Annotated in this window: 14 protein-coding genes, 1 pseudogene and 1 riboswitch; of the genes and pseudogenes, 10 read left to right on the forward strand and 5 right to left on the reverse strand. The window is 48.0% G+C overall.

Annotation, left to right across the window (positions count from 1 at the left end; translation table 11 throughout):
• Positions 1-58 precede the first annotated feature (58 nt).
• Positions 59-196, forward strand: a riboswitch (FMN riboswitch).
• A gap of 122 nt (positions 197-318) precedes the next feature.
• From ribD to arsC, 5 genes and pseudogenes are all read left to right on the forward strand, one after another.
• Entirely contained in the window at positions 319-1,365 is a 1,047-nt protein-coding gene (ribD, locus tag H3M12_RS04130; protein ID WP_170954986.1) for a bifunctional diaminohydroxyphosphoribosylaminopyrimidine deaminase/5-amino-6-(5-phosphoribosylamino)uracil reductase RibD, read from the forward strand.
• Positions 1,365-1,970 (forward strand): riboflavin synthase, encoded by a 606-nt coding sequence (locus H3M12_RS04135; RefSeq protein WP_182150956.1) that lies wholly within the window; start codon positions 1,365-1,367, stop codon positions 1,968-1,970. Before ribD ends, H3M12_RS04135 begins: the two co-directional genes overlap by 1 nt.
• Positions 1,957-3,151 (forward strand): annotated as a pseudogene (ribA, locus tag H3M12_RS04140) (GTP cyclohydrolase II). Before H3M12_RS04135 ends, ribA begins: the two are co-directional and overlap by 14 nt.
• A gap of 6 nt (positions 3,152-3,157) precedes the next feature.
• Complete coding sequence (ribH, locus tag H3M12_RS04145) at positions 3,158-3,637, forward strand: 6,7-dimethyl-8-ribityllumazine synthase (RefSeq protein ID WP_182150957.1); 480 nt, start codon at positions 3,158-3,160, stop codon at positions 3,635-3,637.
• 47 nt (positions 3,638-3,684) lie between these two features.
• Positions 3,685-4,110, forward strand: a complete 426-nt coding sequence (gene arsC / locus H3M12_RS04150) for an arsenate reductase (thioredoxin) (RefSeq protein ID WP_129032813.1) — start codon at positions 3,685-3,687, stop codon at positions 4,108-4,110.
• 99 nt (positions 4,111-4,209) lie between these two features.
• Here the strand turns inward: arsC and H3M12_RS04155 are convergent, their stop codons facing one another.
• Entirely contained in the window at positions 4,210-4,572 is a 363-nt protein-coding gene (locus H3M12_RS04155) for a winged helix-turn-helix transcriptional regulator (protein WP_129032814.1), read from the reverse strand.
• A 327-nt stretch (positions 4,573-4,899) separates the two neighbouring features.
• On the opposite strand from H3M12_RS04155, the gene H3M12_RS04160 reads away from it, so the two are divergent.
• Genes H3M12_RS04160 through H3M12_RS04170 form a run of 3 tightly spaced genes read left to right on the forward strand, consistent with a single transcriptional unit; the run spans position 4,900 to position 8,337 of the window.
• Positions 4,900-5,835: an ATP-binding cassette domain-containing protein gene (locus H3M12_RS04160; protein WP_129032815.1), complete on the forward strand. Its 936-nt coding sequence runs from the start codon at positions 4,900-4,902 to the stop codon at positions 5,833-5,835.
• Positions 5,836-5,838: 3 nt separating this feature from the next.
• On the forward strand, positions 5,839-7,359 hold the full coding sequence (locus H3M12_RS04165) for an ABC transporter permease/substrate-binding protein (protein ID WP_182150958.1): 1,521 nt from the start codon (positions 5,839-5,841) through the stop codon (positions 7,357-7,359).
• Positions 7,360-7,377: 18 nt separating this feature from the next.
• Positions 7,378-8,337: an alcohol dehydrogenase catalytic domain-containing protein gene (locus H3M12_RS04170; protein WP_182150959.1), complete on the forward strand. Its 960-nt coding sequence runs from the start codon at positions 7,378-7,380 to the stop codon at positions 8,335-8,337.
• Positions 8,338-8,457: 120 nt separating this feature from the next.
• Here H3M12_RS04170 and murI read toward each other — a convergent pair whose 3' ends face one another.
• Positions 8,458-9,240, reverse strand: coding sequence for a glutamate racemase (gene murI / locus H3M12_RS04175; protein WP_129032817.1), 783 nt, complete (start codon positions 9,238-9,240; stop codon positions 8,458-8,460).
• 251 nt (positions 9,241-9,491) lie between these two features.
• On the opposite strand from murI, the gene H3M12_RS12850 reads away from it, so the two are divergent.
• Positions 9,492-9,728, forward strand: a complete 237-nt coding sequence (locus tag H3M12_RS12850; RefSeq protein WP_233449219.1) for a hypothetical protein — start codon at positions 9,492-9,494, stop codon at positions 9,726-9,728.
• A gap of 1,966 nt (positions 9,729-11,694) precedes the next feature.
• Here H3M12_RS12850 and H3M12_RS04180 read toward each other — a convergent pair.
• Positions 11,695-11,943 carry a MerR family transcriptional regulator gene (locus H3M12_RS04180; RefSeq protein ID WP_129032818.1) on the reverse strand — a complete coding sequence of 83 codons (249 nt, stop codon included), beginning with the start codon at positions 11,941-11,943 and terminating at the stop codon, positions 11,695-11,697.
• Between the two features lie 85 nt (positions 11,944-12,028).
• Here H3M12_RS04180 and H3M12_RS04185 point away from each other — a divergent pair, with 85 nt between their 5' ends.
• Entirely contained in the window at positions 12,029-12,769 is a 741-nt protein-coding gene (locus H3M12_RS04185; RefSeq protein WP_129032819.1) for an SDR family oxidoreductase, read from the forward strand.
• Positions 12,770-13,167: 398 nt separating this feature from the next.
• Here the strand turns inward: H3M12_RS04185 and brnQ are convergent, their stop codons facing one another.
• Positions 13,168-14,547, reverse strand: coding sequence for a branched-chain amino acid transport system II carrier protein (gene brnQ / locus H3M12_RS04190; protein ID WP_170954987.1), 1,380 nt, complete (start codon positions 14,545-14,547; stop codon positions 13,168-13,170).
• A gap of 599 nt (positions 14,548-15,146) precedes the next feature.
• Positions 15,147-16,040: a hypothetical protein gene (locus H3M12_RS04195; protein ID WP_129032821.1), complete on the reverse strand. Its 894-nt coding sequence runs from the start codon at positions 16,038-16,040 to the stop codon at positions 15,147-15,149.
• Between the last annotated feature and the right edge of the window lie 24 nt (positions 16,041-16,064).

The following is a 16,064-nucleotide window of genomic DNA, read 5'->3' on the forward strand; positions in this document are numbered from 1 at the left end:
TGTAATTTTGGGTTGTACCCCGCGAAAATCTGCTGTAGCCTAAAAGTGTTAACTGAATACATTTCTTCGGGGCAGGGTGAAATTCCCGACCGACGGTGACAACGCCAGGTGGTGTTGAAGTCCGTGACCCGCGTATAGCGGTGGACCCAGTGCAAGTCTGGGACCGACAGTAAAGTCTGGATGGGAGAAGAAATAAATTTGACTTTCGACCTGTATGGGGGCGCTTTAAGCATGGCCCCAACTCGGAGATCTTATTTAGCTTTCAATCATGGCCCCGCAGCTACATTGCGGGGCCTTTTTTTTGCGAGGTGAATCAAGATCACAGACCAAGATTATATGACGCTCGCCGTGGCGCAAGCCCGTCACGGCAGCAATCAGACCTGGACGAACCCCATTGTGGGGGCCGTTCTGGTCAAACACAACCAGATTTTAGCGCAAGGTTACCATCACCGGTTTGGGCAAGCTCACGCTGAAATCGACACGTTAAACCAACTGGACGATGTTGCCCAAGCGCAGGGGGCCACGATGTACGTGACGCTCGAACCCTGCAGCCATTACGGTAAGACACCACCGTGTGCCCGCAAACTGGTGGCCGTGGGCATTGCCCGGGTGGTCATCGGCCAACGCGACCCCAACCCGCTGGTCGCGGGTAAGGGCATCGCCATCTTAGAGGCGGCGGGCATCGCCGTGACGGTCCTCGACCAAACGGAGGGATTGAACCCCACCTATAATTTTTATTATCACCACCACCGCCCGTTCGTGACCCTCAAGATGGCGGTCAGCGCCGATGGCAAGTTGAACGCCGCTACCGCGCAGCGGACCCGCTTGACTGGTGAGCTGGCCGGGCACGATAGCCAAGCCTTACGGGCCTGCCAACAAGCCATCCTGATTGGTGAACGGACCTTAACCATCGACCAACCGGCCCTGACGGTGCGCGACCAAAAGTTAGCCGTGGCGCCCCGGCGCGTCGTGGTGGTCAACGCTGCCGACCAGCTCGACTTAACCAACCGGTTCTTTCAGGACACCACGCCGGTGTGGCTCTTGAGCCGCCAACCTAGCCACCGGACCTGGCCGGATTTCGTCACCGTGACGGCCGGTCAAGCCTGGACGCCGGAACAAATTGTGGCGTTTTTGGCCGACCAAGGCATTCAAGCCCTCTTAGTTGAGGGCGGTAGTCACCTGCACGCCGAATTCGTGGCGGCCGGTCTGGTCGACCAAGTGGTGACCTACGTGGCCCCGACCTTGTTAGGTGGCCAAGCGTTACCGGCCGTCAGTGGCGCTGGTGGAAAACAATTACCTTTACGCCTGACCGACACGCAAGTTCTCGGACCCGATGTCCGCTTGACTTTTAGGAGGGTAAGCTAATGTTTACAGGAATTATTCAAGATGTCGGCACCGTCGCCAAAATTAACCGCACGGCCGCCCACGCCGATTTGACGTTTGAAACGTCCTTACCGGCGACATGCCACAGCAAGGTGGGGGACAGTCTCGCCATCAACGGCGTTTGTTTGACCATCACGCAGTTAGTGCCAAAAGGGTTTACCACGACCATCATGCCGGAGACTAGCCGCCGCAGTACGCTGGGCGACCTGGCGACCGGTGAGCGGGTGAACCTTGAACCGGCCCTAGGTGTCACGGACCGTCTGGACGGTCATTTCGTTTTGGGGCACGTGGACACCACCACGCGGCTACTCAAGCGGGAGACCGACGAAAATGCGGTGGTCCTGACGTTTACGTTACCGGCACAGTGCCAAAACGAAGTGGTCTTCAAAGGCTCGGTCGCTTTAGACGGCGTCAGCCTCACGGTCAGTGCCATCACGGCCGACAGCTTTAGCGTCAGCCTGATTCCGCACACCTTGGACCAGACGATTCTAGCCGACTTGCGGCCCCACGACCGCGTGAACTTAGAGACCGATATTTTAGGCAAGTACTTAAACCAGTTGGAGGGAACTAAACATGAGCACAATTAAACAACGTGTCGAGACCGCCCTGACCACGTTACAGCGGGGTGGCTTGGTGATCGTCACCGACGACGACCACCGCGAAGCTGAAGGGGACATGGTGGGCTTGGCCCAATTCGTCTCCGTCGAAACGGTCAATAAAATGGTAACCAACGCCCGGGGCCTCCTGTGTGCCCCGATGAGCCAAGACATTGCGACCAGCCTAGGGTTGACCCCGATGGTCGCCCACGGTAACGACGCCTTTACGGTCAGTGCCGACGCCAAGACCACCTCGACAGGGATCTCCGCCGTCGACCGGGCCGACACGCTTCGGCAGTTGGCCGACCCGAAGTCTCGTCCTGGTGACTTTTACCACCCGGGCCACGTCTTCCCGTTGATTGCCAAGGAACACGGCACCCTGCAACGCGGGGGTCATACCGAAGCCGCCGTCGACTTGGCCAAGCTGGCGGGGGCGCGACCAGTCGCTTATATTTGTGAAATCCTGAAGCACGACGGTCACATGGCGCGCAAACGGCAATTGAAGGCCTTTGCCGAGGGGATTCAGATGCCGTTTTTGTCGATTCAAGACATCCAAAGCTACCGGTACCAACAAAATATCGACGTGGTCCAATCCATCACCCAGGTCCACCTCCCCACCAAGTACGGCGACTTCCAACTCGAAGCCTTTGCGACTAACGATGGCCGCGAACCCACACTGTTGATTTCCAAGGGTCAGATTACCCCCGACGAACCGCTGTTGTTGCGGGTCCATTCGGAGTGTTTGACGGGCGACGTCTTCGGGTCACAACGCTGTGACTGCGGCGAACAACTGGCACTGGCTTTGCGGACTATCGAGCAAGCAGGCCACGGGGCCGTCTTGTATCTGCGCCAAGAAGGCCGCGGCATCGGGCTGGCTAACAAGTTGCGGGCTTACAAGCTGCAAGAAGACGGCTACGACACCGTCGAAGCCAACGAGCAACTGGGCTTTCAACCTGACGAACGCCACTATGGCTTAGTGGCCGCGATTTTGCACCAAAAGCAGGTCCACACCGTGAAACTTTTGACCAACAATCCAGACAAGGTCACTCAATTGCAGAACTTAGGTTTACAGGTGACCCGCGAATCCCTGGAAGTGGAACCGCAGAAAACGGACCGCAACTATCTAATTCACCAAAAAGCAAAAGTTCCATCACCTACTCAAGGAGGTTTAAGTCAATATGACAGCATTACCAACATCTTTACAGGGGCAAGGCTTACGCATCGGCGTGCTGACGGCTCAATTCAACCAGGTTGTGACGCAAAAGCTGACCGCGGGGGCCGTGGCGACGCTCCAGGAACTCGGCGTGACCACCGATGACATCTTAACGGCCAACGTTCCCGGCGCCTTAGAACTCCCCCGGGCCGCCCGGCTGATGGGGGACTCGGGTCGCGTGGACGGTATCATCGCGTTAGGGGCCGTCATCCGGGGCCAAACCAGTCATTACGACGTGGTCTGTGACGAAACGGCCCGCGGCTTATCGCAAGTCTCGACCGCCGGGCCAGTCCCCGTAATGTTTGGCGTTTTGACCACTGACGACTTGAACCAGGCCTTGAACCGCGCAGGTGGCAAGGTCGGCAATAAGGGCAGCGATTGTGCCAGCGGTGTGATTGCGATGATTAATTTACAGCGCCAACTCACCGCCGATGCGGTACACTAAGAGAAACGAATGTTTCATGTGAAACATCGGAGAGACAGGTGACCACTATGCCCGCTCAAGTTTACTTCCTATGTACCGGTAACTCGTGCCGTAGCCAAATGGCGGGGGGCCTCGCCAAAAAGATTCTAGGCCCTGACTGGCGCATCGCCAGTGCCGGGATCGAAGCCCACGGCGTCCACCCGCTGGCCGTGCAGGTCCTGGCCGAAATTGGCATCGACATTTCGCAGCAGACCTCCAAGGTCATCGACCCCGATTACCTGCAACACTGCACGCTAGTGGTCACGTTATGTGGCGACGCCCGCGACCGTTGTCCAGTGACGCCACCGACGGTCAAGCACCAACACTGGCCGTTACGTGACCCCGCCCAGGCTACGGGGTCGTTGGCCCAACGACTAACGGTCTTTCGCGCGGTTCGCGATGACCTGATTGACCGCTTAAAGGACTTGGCGCAGACCACCGCCACATCTGATTAACGGGTCAAAATAGACTAAAAAAATCCTGATTACCAACGCAATTTAAGTTGGCAATCAGGATTTTTATCGTTATCGGGAGCTGTTGTTCGAGTCTATGTTTCACTCAGATTGGGCCAATTTTTTTCGTTTATCCGGATTTTGATCAAGATAAACACTACCCCAATTAGCCATCGTCTCAATAACGGGTCGCATGCTATTACCAAGGTCAGATAAGCGATATTCGACTTTGGGGGGGATGACGGCATAAGCATGACGAGTGACCAAGCCGTCGCTTTCCATTTCGCGTAAACTTTGCGTCAGCATTTTTTGACTGATTCCCGCCACGCTCTGCTTTAATTCAGAATAACGCTTTGTACCGGTTAATAGGTCGCGGACAATTAAAACTTTCCATTTGCTACTTAATAAATCAATCGTGGTTGCAACGGGACAAATCCCATTTTGTTCTAGTAATTTTCTTGACATTCAAGCACCCCATTCCTATCAAACTCATTTGTAACTTAAAGTTACTAGAAAACTTTAAAGCGCCTACTTCAAAATAGACCATAAGGATATTATAGTTAGTGATGGTCGAAAATACAATTTGAAAAGCGAGAATTGGCGATGAAATTAATAATTTTTAGTAGGACCAGTGACTCTTTTTACGTGTAGTGCTAGTAGCAGTTTTGTGCGGAGGACTACCTTAGAAAAATAATATAACCGAATGACTATTCCTACAAATGATTAAGCAACGACAAAGTCGCCTATTCTTGCCGTAGCCTGTATTTAAAAAATTAAAAAGAAGGAATATAGATGATTACTTTTAATCAAATCACCAAACAATATCCGGATAAATTAGCGTTAAATCAACTTAGCCTAAAAGTCCAGAGCCATGAATTTTTTGTGCTGGTTGGACCCTCTGGCTCTGGAAAAACCACGTTACTAAAAATGATTAACCGGTTAGAAACGCCGACTTCTGGCAGTGTCAGCATTGATGATAAAAATGTTAATGATCTTAATCTGACAAAACTGCGCCAAAACATTGGTTATGTCTTACAGTCTGGTGCTTTATTTCCCAACATGACGGTTTTCCAAAACGCTGCTATTCAACTGGCCAACTTAAACTGGGAACCTGAAAAGCAACATGACCGGGTTGCAGAACTCCTAACCGAGGTCGGATTACCTCCCAAAGAATTTATGACGAAAATGCCGCACGAATTGTCTGGTGGCGAAGCGCAACGCGTGGGAATCGTTCGTGCATTAGCAGCAAGCCCCATGATTGTGCTGATGGATGGGCCCTTCAGTGCCCTTGATCCCGTTTCGACGCGACAACTGCAAGATTTAGTATTGCAGTTGCACCAAACACTGGCGACCACTTTCGTCTTCGTGACTCACGATATGCAGGAAGCCATTAAATTGGCAGACCATCTGGCAGTTATTCATAATGGGGAGCTTCAACAGATTGGTACGCCCAACGAGATCTTAGCGGCACCAACCAATGATTTTGTTAAAAATTTTTTCCGCGATGCTTCTCAACAAAAAGCTTTTTTAGCCCGGGTCATTGAATCGGGACTTGGTCAACCAAAAAATCACCAAAAGGCGCTTGTTTTGCAGCAAACTGACACGATTATGGATTGGGCAACTATTTTACACCGCAACCCTGCGGCGTTGATTGAAGTTGCCAACGTTGTTTTGGTACCAACAGATTTTCCTGCATACATTGCAACTATGAAGAAAGGGGACCACTAATTCATGGATTCGTTAGAAACATATCTTCAACACAATAGTCAGCAGATTATTGGGGCTTTGGGGCAACATATTGTACTGTCATTGATTGCAATTCTGATTACCATTGTCATTGCTATTCCATTGGCGGTAATCCTTATGAATCATCAGAAATGGGGAGAAGTCGTGCTTCAGGTGACAAGTGTCATTCAAACCATTCCTAGTTTAGCCGTTTTAGGGATTTTGATTCCCTTTGTGGGGATTGGAACGATTCCAGCTATCATTGCTTTAGTGTTATACGCCATTATGCCCGTCTATCAAAACACTTACGCTGGATTGACTTCGATTGATCCTCTATTAATTCAAGCGGCAGAAGCTTTTGGGATGAAAAGGCGTTTCAAACTGTTCAAAGTTCAGTTTCCACTGGCGATGCCCATGATTATTTCTGGTATTCGGATTGGGAGTGTCATGGTCATTGGGACGGCAACACTAGCCGCGTTAATTGGGGGCGGCGGCCTTGGGACCTATATTCTATTGGGAATCCAAACTAACAATAATAACGCCCTAATCGTGGGGGCTATCTTATCAGCGTTGCTCGCGTTGATTGTGAGTGGCGTGATTCGGGTGCTTTCCAAGGTTTCTTTCAAAAAGACAATTATTGGCCTGGTCAGTCTTGTCTTGATAGGTGGTATCGGTACGGCTGCCGTTAAATTAGCCACGCCGCAGCGACAAACGATTACTATCGCGGGGAAAATGGGAGGCGAACCCGAGATTTTAATTAATATGTATAAGGATTTGATTCAACAGGATAACCCCAATATCAAGGTAAACTTAAAGCGAAACTTTGGTGGGACCAGTTTTCTGTTCAAGGCCTTACAAAGCAATAAAATCGATATTTATCCAGAATTTACGGGAACAGTACTCCAATCCCTGGTTAAAGGACATACAAAAGTGAACCCCAATGCCCATTCTGCATATAAGACTGCTAAAAAAGCATTAAAAAATCAGTTTAACATGCGTTTTTTGGCCCCCATGAAATATCAAAATGGGTATGGGATAGCCGTGAAAACCAGTGTTGCAAAAAAATATAACCTACGTAATTTTTCTGATTTAAAAAAACATCGGAATTTTAAAGCAGCGTTTGACCCTGACTTTTTCCAACAAGCGGATGGTTATCCGGAATTGCAAAAGGTATATGGATTAAACTTTAATAGTGTCAGGACAATGGAACCCTCCCTACGGTATAAGGCACTTGCTCGGGGGGGTGTCCAAGTTGCTGATGCGTATACAACGGATCCACAGATTCCTAAGTATCATTTGACCCTTCTAAAAGACAATTTACATTTTTTCCCACCTTACCAAGGTGCACCGTTAATGAAATCGTCTTTTGCGAAGAAAAATCCGCAAATCGTTAAAAGTTTGAACAAATTGGTAAATAAAATCAGTACAAAAGATATGCAAAAAATGAATTACCGCGTTACGATTAACCACGAAAAGGCGGCTACAGTAGCGAAAACGTATTTAAAAACCCATGGTTTATTGAAATAAGAAAGGCGGGTGTGTTTGATGAAGGCTTACGTTGTGGAACACCCGGGTGGTCCTGAAGTGTTGGAACTAAAAGATGTGGCAACTCCAAAGGTCAAACCAGGTTGGAATTTGGTCAAAGTTCTAGGTTTTGGCATCAATCATTCCGAAATTTTTACAAGGGAAGGCAAGTCACCAAGCGTTAAATTTCCACGAATCTTGGGGATTGAAGTGGTCGGTAAAATTGTAGCCAGTTCGGTTCCACAACAATTGACACCCGGTCAGACCGTCATTTCAATCATAGGTGAAATGGGAAGACAATTTGATGGGAGTTATGCAGAAGACGTCCTGTTGCCGAATGACCAAGTTTACCCGGTCCAAACGACGTTATCCATTGCTAACTTAGCAGCTATCCCGGAGACCTACTACACAGCATTTGGAATAGCCAAAAGTCTTCAAATTCAAGCAAACGATGAAGTTCTTATTCAAGCGGCAACAAGCGGGGTAGGGATTGCCGTGTGTCGGCTCATCAAAGCATTTAATGCGCATGTTAAGGTGACGGGTACTAGTCGAACAGCGGCTAAAGAAAATCAGTTATTGCATGCGGGATTTGATAAAGTTATCGTTGCGCCTAATAGTCGAGAATTACCCGCAAATTGTGGGGCATTTGATAAAATAGTGAATTTAATTGGTCCACTCAGTGTGCCGGATGCCCTGCAACACCTTAAAGAATTTGGGATTCTTAACTCTACTGGGCAATTGGGTGGCGTGTGGACTTTAGATGATTTTGATCCCATCACCGCGATTCCTAATAACCGCTACCTAACCAGTTTTTATTCGGGCGATGTTTCGCAAACGAGTATTCAAGAGATGTTAGATTTCTTGGCTAAGTATCAAGTTGATGTTCAGCCGGCCAAGACTTTTTCTTTTGACCACTTAAGACAAGCTCATGCCAATTTAAGTAGCCATGAGAGCTTCGGCAAAGTTGTTATCGTGATGTAGCCAATATTTGTGAGGTGCTTGGTCCAAACCACTGTCGATACAGATAATTAAAGTGATTAGGGTGCACTAAAAAATCCTGATTACCAACGCAATTCAAGTTGGTAATCAGGATTTTTGTCGTTACTGGGTGATGCCGTAATCGTACAAATGTTGGTACAACGCCAGTTCATCGGGGGTGTTGCGACTGCTGAGAAAGTCGATGTGTTGGTCGGCATTTTCCGTACGCAGTAACCCACGTTGTTTGAGCTGGGCTGCCAGGTTGTTGGCCAAGCCCTCGTAGCCTGTGTAGATGGTGACGGGGTGGTCGTACTTGGCTTGAATCATGTCGGCGATGAATGGGTAGTGGGTACAACCCAAGACGATGGCATCGATGGGGTCGTTTAAGACCGGGGCCATCAATTGGTCGACCAGTTCTTGAATCTGTTCAATCCCGTCGTGGCCTAGTTCGATGCGGTCGGCTAGCCCGGGGCAGGGCAACGAATAAACGTGGGTGCGCTCCTCGAAGCGGGCGACCTGGGCCTTGTATTTGGGCAGGCTGATGGTCAGCGGCGTGGCCATAACCAAGATGTGCTGCTTGCCGGCATCGAACGCCTGTTTTAAGGCCGGTTCGATGCCTAAGATTGGCATGTCTGGGTTAGCGGCGATGAGTTGCTGCTTAGCTGCGCTGGTCGCAGTGTTGCAGGCGATCACGACGGCCTTGACCGTGTGGGCTTTAAGTTGGACCATGACTTGGCTGGCTAAGACGCAAACCTCCGCTGAACTCTTTTCACCGTACGGGGCGTTAGCGGAATCCCCGTAAAAAATAAAGTCTTCCTGGGGCAGGACACGCGCCAGGGTGCGTAGGGTACTGATGCCCCCGACGCCGGAATCGAAGACGCCGATGGGTGCTTGTAACTTTGACATAAGCGATTTCCTCCTAAGCCTCCATTAAAGCCCCTTTTGGTCGTTTCCGCAAGTCTGGACTAAAAAATAAAAGGATCTCCCGTTTGGTTCTACAGAAAAGTAGTGAACCAAAACAGTTGGGGCAGCTATATGCAGCAAATACTCAAAATGACTGACGAAAGAGACTAAATTGAAGCCTGGCACGCCACAGCTTTACGTCTATATTGCTGGTGTGTTACTCTTTCGGTAATCCTTTAGAAGGAGAATTTTTCATGAAGATGGGTACAGTAATCATTATTATCTTATGTTTAGTATTGCCTATAATTACGCCTTCTCAGCAATGGCTAACCGCACACAAGTTAACCTATCTCCCTTTAAGTGTAGGGATTATATTTTTGTTACTCATGATATCGCTTAGTTTAGGTGTGTCTGGAGCTATCTTTAGCTGGTACGATTACGGGATTGTCAGTTTAGTTTGCTTAGAGACAAGTTGGCAAATAGTCAAATAATTTTAGAATTGATACCTGTATCTTAAGCTGCATCACACAGGCAGTTGCGGCAAGCAAACTGACTATTTGATTGGGCTTTTTCGTTTTCCTTTTGATAAAAGGAAAGACATGCCGGGTTTGACCCTTGGAGGCGATGGGTAAAGTGATATCGGCCCGATTCACCACTTTATTGAAGATGTGGACGAATTTGGCCAAATAAAGCATCGTGCCAGTTGGAATGAGGCACAGTTTAACGTGTATTCTGATATTAAAAAGTGTTGGCTGGTCAGCCAAGCTCGAAATTTCGCTGCTCCTCTAAGCTAACACCCGTCAAATATGGTTAAAATATAGTAATTATTATGAAAAATCAATTACGGTAAAAATCGTTTTCTTCTTTTGATTCTTGGTATTTAATGTGTTGACTGATAACTTTAGCTTGCGCATACTTCAGTATAGGGTATGTAAGTTTGGTTAAAACATACCAAAAAAGAAAGAAGATGGCTTATATTATGAGAGCAAGTACAACTTTGAAATTAGGTATTGCAATGCTTTCGTTTTCAACATTAGCAGTTATGAGTAATACCACTGCGAGTGCTGACGTAGTGTCCCCAAGTACCTCCAGCACCTTTGTTAGTCATTTGACATCTAATGCTCCTAAAAATGATATTTCAGACTGACAAGCTGCTGATCAATATGTACAAGTTAAGGCTAACCAGTTTTTTTAGCCAACCGACGGACGGTTCATTACCGCAAGCGACCATTGAAACTATTAAGACTAGTGTTGAGACAGTTAACGCATAAATCATGGCACATCATGGTGTGATTGACCCCTCTAGTAAACAAGTCTTTTTTCGTGGAGACCTAGCAAAGCGAAAGTCACACGAAGTACGAGGGTACTGGTAGGGAGTACGGCATATTTTCCGCTCGAATAGAGCAGTTAAAGATTTTGCTCATGACTTGGACCAACACTCGCATACATTAATGGCTGCAGGAATTATTGCTGATGGGACTGCGAACATCTTCGCTGGTGTCAGCGCCTGGTCTATTACTGGAATGGCCAGTGATCTTCGTCACTATTAATACGAACCATTCAAAAAGTAAGATTAATATGGATGTCAACGAAGTATTACAGTACAGTTTTGCCGTTTGGCATGACTAAACATTTTATTGATTAATTAGGGGTGAGAACTATCAATTTATGGGACTTTTGGCCGTTACTGTTCGTGTTTGCAATGTGGTTTGGCAAGGCATACTTAGATGACTTCTATCGCTCTCATCTGAGTATCTTCAACAATATGTGGCTGAATATCGTTGTTCTTGGAATCCTTTCGGTAACAATATACTTTACTCAAGGTCGTAGTTACATTCTGGTGATTGTAAATGTTCTATTCGGTAGCTGGATTATTATGAAAGACAAATCATCCAGATCAAAGTGACTATTCGTCCCTTTTAAACTAAAAATTTTTCTCCTAAAAGAGTCTGAGACAAAACCTCGATTCTAGAAATATCATGAGGTGGTAATTGCCGGTTTTTGGCAATTACCACCTTTTCTTATAATCCCAAATTGACACTGTTTTGACAGTGATTACCGTTCTTCGTGGTCACTAGTTTTTCGCGTTTAGGGGCTTCAAGGTATTGAGAAGTGGGGCGTGATCGGAAATAGGGGATGGGTTAGGTAACGAAACCCTTCGTTACCTAACCCATCCCCTATATTCTTTAACCTGACTCGTCGGTTTAATTTTGGCAACGCCGGTTGATAAATTCCTGGGTCCGTCCCACAGTGATCCATTCAAAGACAAATAAAAATTGCTTCTGAGTTTCTTGAAGGATTTCATCATGATTCAACTTTTTCTTGAACATATTTTTCAGTTCCATCAGCAATCGCTTCTCTATAGTAGTTACATTTCCATCTTATTTCGTCCAAAGTTTTATGCAAATCTTCAATTTGAGAATTGACTTGTTTTTCTCTTTCTAAGAAGAATTCAAGTCATTTTTCTAGCGTGGAATCACCTTGTTCAATCAAGTGAATATACTTCTTTATTTCTTTGATCGGCATACCGGTCCTTTTTAAACATTCAATTGATTGGATAGTATGAATATTAGATGCACTGAAAATTCTTTCACCATTATTATTTCTTTTTAGATTAGGAATAAGATTCTGTTGATCATAGTAGCGGATTGTTGGTTTGGTCAGATGAAACTTTTGGGCTACTTCGTTGATTCCATAAAATTTCATAATAAATACACCCCGTTATGCTTGCGTTAAAGTGCACTTTAACATGTATGCTGTATTATAATCAAGTAGATTGGAGGAAGTCAATATGAGCTTAAAAGATAAAGTCGTTATTATCATGGGGGCATCAAGTGGTATGGGCGCTGCTACGGCTAACCTACTGGCCCAAGAGGGCACTAAATTGACACTTGCTGCACGGAGATTAGAACGCTTAGATGAAATAAAGGCTAATAATCCTGAAGCTAATATTCTGACCATAAAAGCTGATGTCACTAACATTGATGACGTTCAATCAGTCGTTGACAAAACCGTTGCGACCTATGGCCGAGTTGATGTTATGTGGAATAACGCTGGAATAATGCCCGTCAATGAGCTCCGGAACAGTGCCCGGACAGAATGGGATAATCTAATCAACATTAATATCCACGGCGTTCTCAATGGCATTGATGCGGTTCTCCCAACAATGATTAAACAAGGTTCAGGCCATATTATTTCAACGGATTCCATTGCTGGCTTAGTCACCCATGCTAAATTTGCGGTTTATGCCGGCACCAAAGCAGCTATTCGCTCCATCATGGAGGGACTTCGTCAGGAAGAAGGTAAGAATGGGATTAAGTCCACAACCATTTATCCTGGCCAAGTTGCAACTGAACTTGGGAATTCGATTAATAATAAAGCCTTGCGTGACAAGATTTCATCTGATATTAAGCAACCGTCGATGACCGTTCTTAAACCTGAAGAAATTGCTAAAACAGTAGCGTTTGTCATCGATACACCTGCAAACATGTCCATCAATGAATTAGTTATTCGTCCAACCGCAGAATTATAGAAAATAATTAGCGGTTGAGAGTTGAATAGCTAAAAAGCCCCAGTTCGCTGGGGTTTTAATGTATACAAGCTTAAAATGCATGACATCTGTATGATTAAGATACCGAGACTAACCATACAAAGAAGTGTTCATGTCTATTTTATGCGCCCTTTGATGGGGCTTTTTCGTTTTCCTTTTGATGAAGAAAGGGGAACATTGTGTAAAGTGATATCGACCCAATTTACCACTTTAGCGAAGCTGAAGTGGGGAGGGGCTTAATAAGAAATAGGGGATGGGTTAGGTAACGAAGACCTTCGTTACCTAACCCATCCCCTATATTCTTTAACCTGACTCATCGGTTTAATTTTGGCAACGCCGGTTGAGCAATTTCCAGGTCCATTGCGCCAAGCCAGCCAAGGCTATTTCTTGGTCAAACTGGTAGCGGGCAGGCGGTGAGCAACGAGCTTGCGCCAAGCTAGACTGCCGCAGAAACCCACTAAGACGAACGGGAAGAAGTCTAAGCCCGCGCTGAACAGCGGAATCGTGTTGCTGGCCCAGGCGTCGATGGCCTTGAAGGCTCCCAGGTTGGCGAAGAAGGGCGGCAAGGTGTGGATGGCATCGAGAATGGCAGGCACTAACGTGAAGAGAATCGTCGTTTTGTAAATCAGCGGGTCCTTACCAATCAGGGGATGCAGAACGCCCAAGAAGATCAGCGCCATGGCAAACGGGTAAATGAAGCTCAACAGTGGCGTCGAGTAGAGGATGATTTGGGCCAGACCGAAGTTAGCGATGATGAAGGCGCCCAGGCAACTGATGGTCAAGAAGAAATGGTAGCCCAGTTTCGGGAAGCGTTCGCCCCAGTCCTGCGACAGCGCGGCCATCATGCCGATGCACGAGGTGATGCAGGCTAAGAAGGTCACGGCCCCCAAGATGGCGGTGCCGGCCAACCCGGTGTAGTGGGTCATGATTTGGGTGAAGGCGGTCCCGCCTTCGGAAGAGAGGTGCAGGTAGCTCAAACTCGACGCTCCCAACGCAATCAGGAAAATATAGATGATGGCTTCGAGGCCCATACTGATGGTCCCAACTTTAGCCACGGCGCGGGACCGCTGGCCACTGTCGGTCAAGCCGAAGAGTTTCAAGGCGGCGATAATGGTGACGCCAAAGCCTAGGCCGGCCAGGGCGTCCATGGTGTTGTACCCCTGCAAAAAGCCGTTGATCAGGTTGCTGCCGGCACCGCTAGTGGTGGGCAGTAAGGAGATGTGGCGCAGGTCGCCCTTGATGACGAAGGCCATAAAGAAGATAAAGGCTAACAGGGCTAATAGAATCGGGTTGAGCAGTTTGCCGACATAATCGGCAATCTTACTTTGGTTGTAGGCCAGCAGGTAGGCGATACCGAAGAACAACGCGGAGAAAATCAGTAGGCCGATTTGGTCGAAGCGCTGGGGCAGAAACGGTTGAATCCCGATTGAGAAGGTCGTGGTCGCGGTCCGCGGGGAAGCAACCAGAATGCCTAGCGTCAAGTGAATCAAGATCAGGAAGAAGAGCGCGAATCGTTTACCGACCGGCGCGGCCAAATCGTAGGCGCTATTGCTGCGGGTAAGGCTGATGGCCAGAATGGAGAGTAGGGGTAACAGGATGGCGGTCAACAAGAACCCAATCGTAGCTGGCCCCCAGTTACTCGCGCTGAGTTGGCCCAGGTGAATGGGGAAGATGAGGTTGCCAGCCCCGAAGAACAGGCCGAACAGTAACGACCCTAGAATCAGATATTGATGTTTCGTTAACGTTTGTTTCATAAAAATGACCTCCTGTGAGTGGGGCGACCGATAAAAAAACGCCCTTAGCAAGTTTTTGCTAAGGACGTTATCGACGTGTGACCACCTTAATTTCCGACCACCTCACGATGATCGGCTCGAAGAGTACCGCCACCGACTGCGCACATCGACGGTGAGACTCCATTGCTGTAATGGGCGCATTCCCAGTGACCACTTCGACATTCGTCGCGGTCACGACTTGTAGCCTACTTTCGGTGATTGGTCGATTACCCCGTTTCATCCAGGTGGGGGCTCGCTGTGAATCTGGCAATCACTTACTCTGCTACGCATCGTCTTTCAAAAATATTTAAATAATTTCTATGTGCTTTATCATAAGCGCTTTTGCGCGAATGTCAATCCCTAAAATGAGATTTTTTTAATTGTTCATCGGGACTTGGCCGTCCGCAATCGATAGACTATTGTTGATTTAGCGGTATTTATACTGGGATAAACCATCGGCGTATAGTGGGAATGAATTTTATTAGCTTTTAAATGAAAAATAAATGAGAAGACAAACAAGTGTAAATGGGCGCCATAAAAGGTCACCCACTAACTAGTCGCAGTGGATGACCTGAGTTTAAACCAATTTAATTGCTGGCCCCATCGAAACCGATGAAGGTGTAATAGGGGATGCCGTTGACCAAGTAAAGACTATCGAAGGTCCCCGCGATGTTTTTCAACGAGTTTCCCCGGATATGTTGGGGTTGGTGCTGGTTGGTGATGGTCAATTTGTACTGCACGTTCCCGGTGGTGTTGACCCGCTGGAGATCAAAGCCCTTCAAGTCGTGGGCAAAGTACAGGTCGCGGTAGGGGTCGTGGAAGTCAGTCAGCGTGATTTTGGCCTGGGTGTACGGTTTTTGGTAAAAGCCCAGGTTCGCTTGAGTGTGGGCGTCGTACGTCAGGAGTTCTATGTAACCGTCCGGCGTGATGCGGATGCTGGATTGGGTAGGTTCGGCGGGACTGATGGCCGCCGCGGCACCGCCCAGATACATGTCCCCGTGACTATAGGCAATCATGTATTTAGGACAGTGCACCCGGGTGAAGGCCGACAGGTGCTGGCCCGTGATGACCGTGGGGGTGGCGTCGGTGTCGGCGACAGGGTCGACGGTGTAACCTTTGGGCTGGACCGTTTTCAACAGGTGGTAACTGAGCCGCGACGTGTAAATCAGAAGTGCTTGTTTGAGATGGCTTCCCTTTTTTTGGGTGGTCAGGTAGCCCGCTACCGTGGTGCCCTTGGGTAAGGTCAATTGTCGCTGGATGGTTTTACCAAGATGGTAGGTCGGTCGAAATTGAGCGGTCACCTTGGTGGTCCGCGTCGTTTGATAATACTGGCTTAAGTTAAGATAATCCGTGCTGGCCGTGTAATTGCCAACTTTGACGAGTGATCCCGGTACCTCCGTTTGAGCCTGAGCGGTCTCCCCACCGCCCAAAATCAGGCCCCCGAAGAGCAACGTGAGTCCCCATTTGATCCCTGTACGCATGTTTTAACGTGCCTCCTCGATTGA

Origin of the sequence: Levilactobacillus suantsaii, from assembly GCF_014069315.1 — a bacterium.
Classification (GTDB): domain Bacteria; phylum Bacillota; class Bacilli; order Lactobacillales; family Lactobacillaceae; genus Levilactobacillus; species Levilactobacillus suantsaii.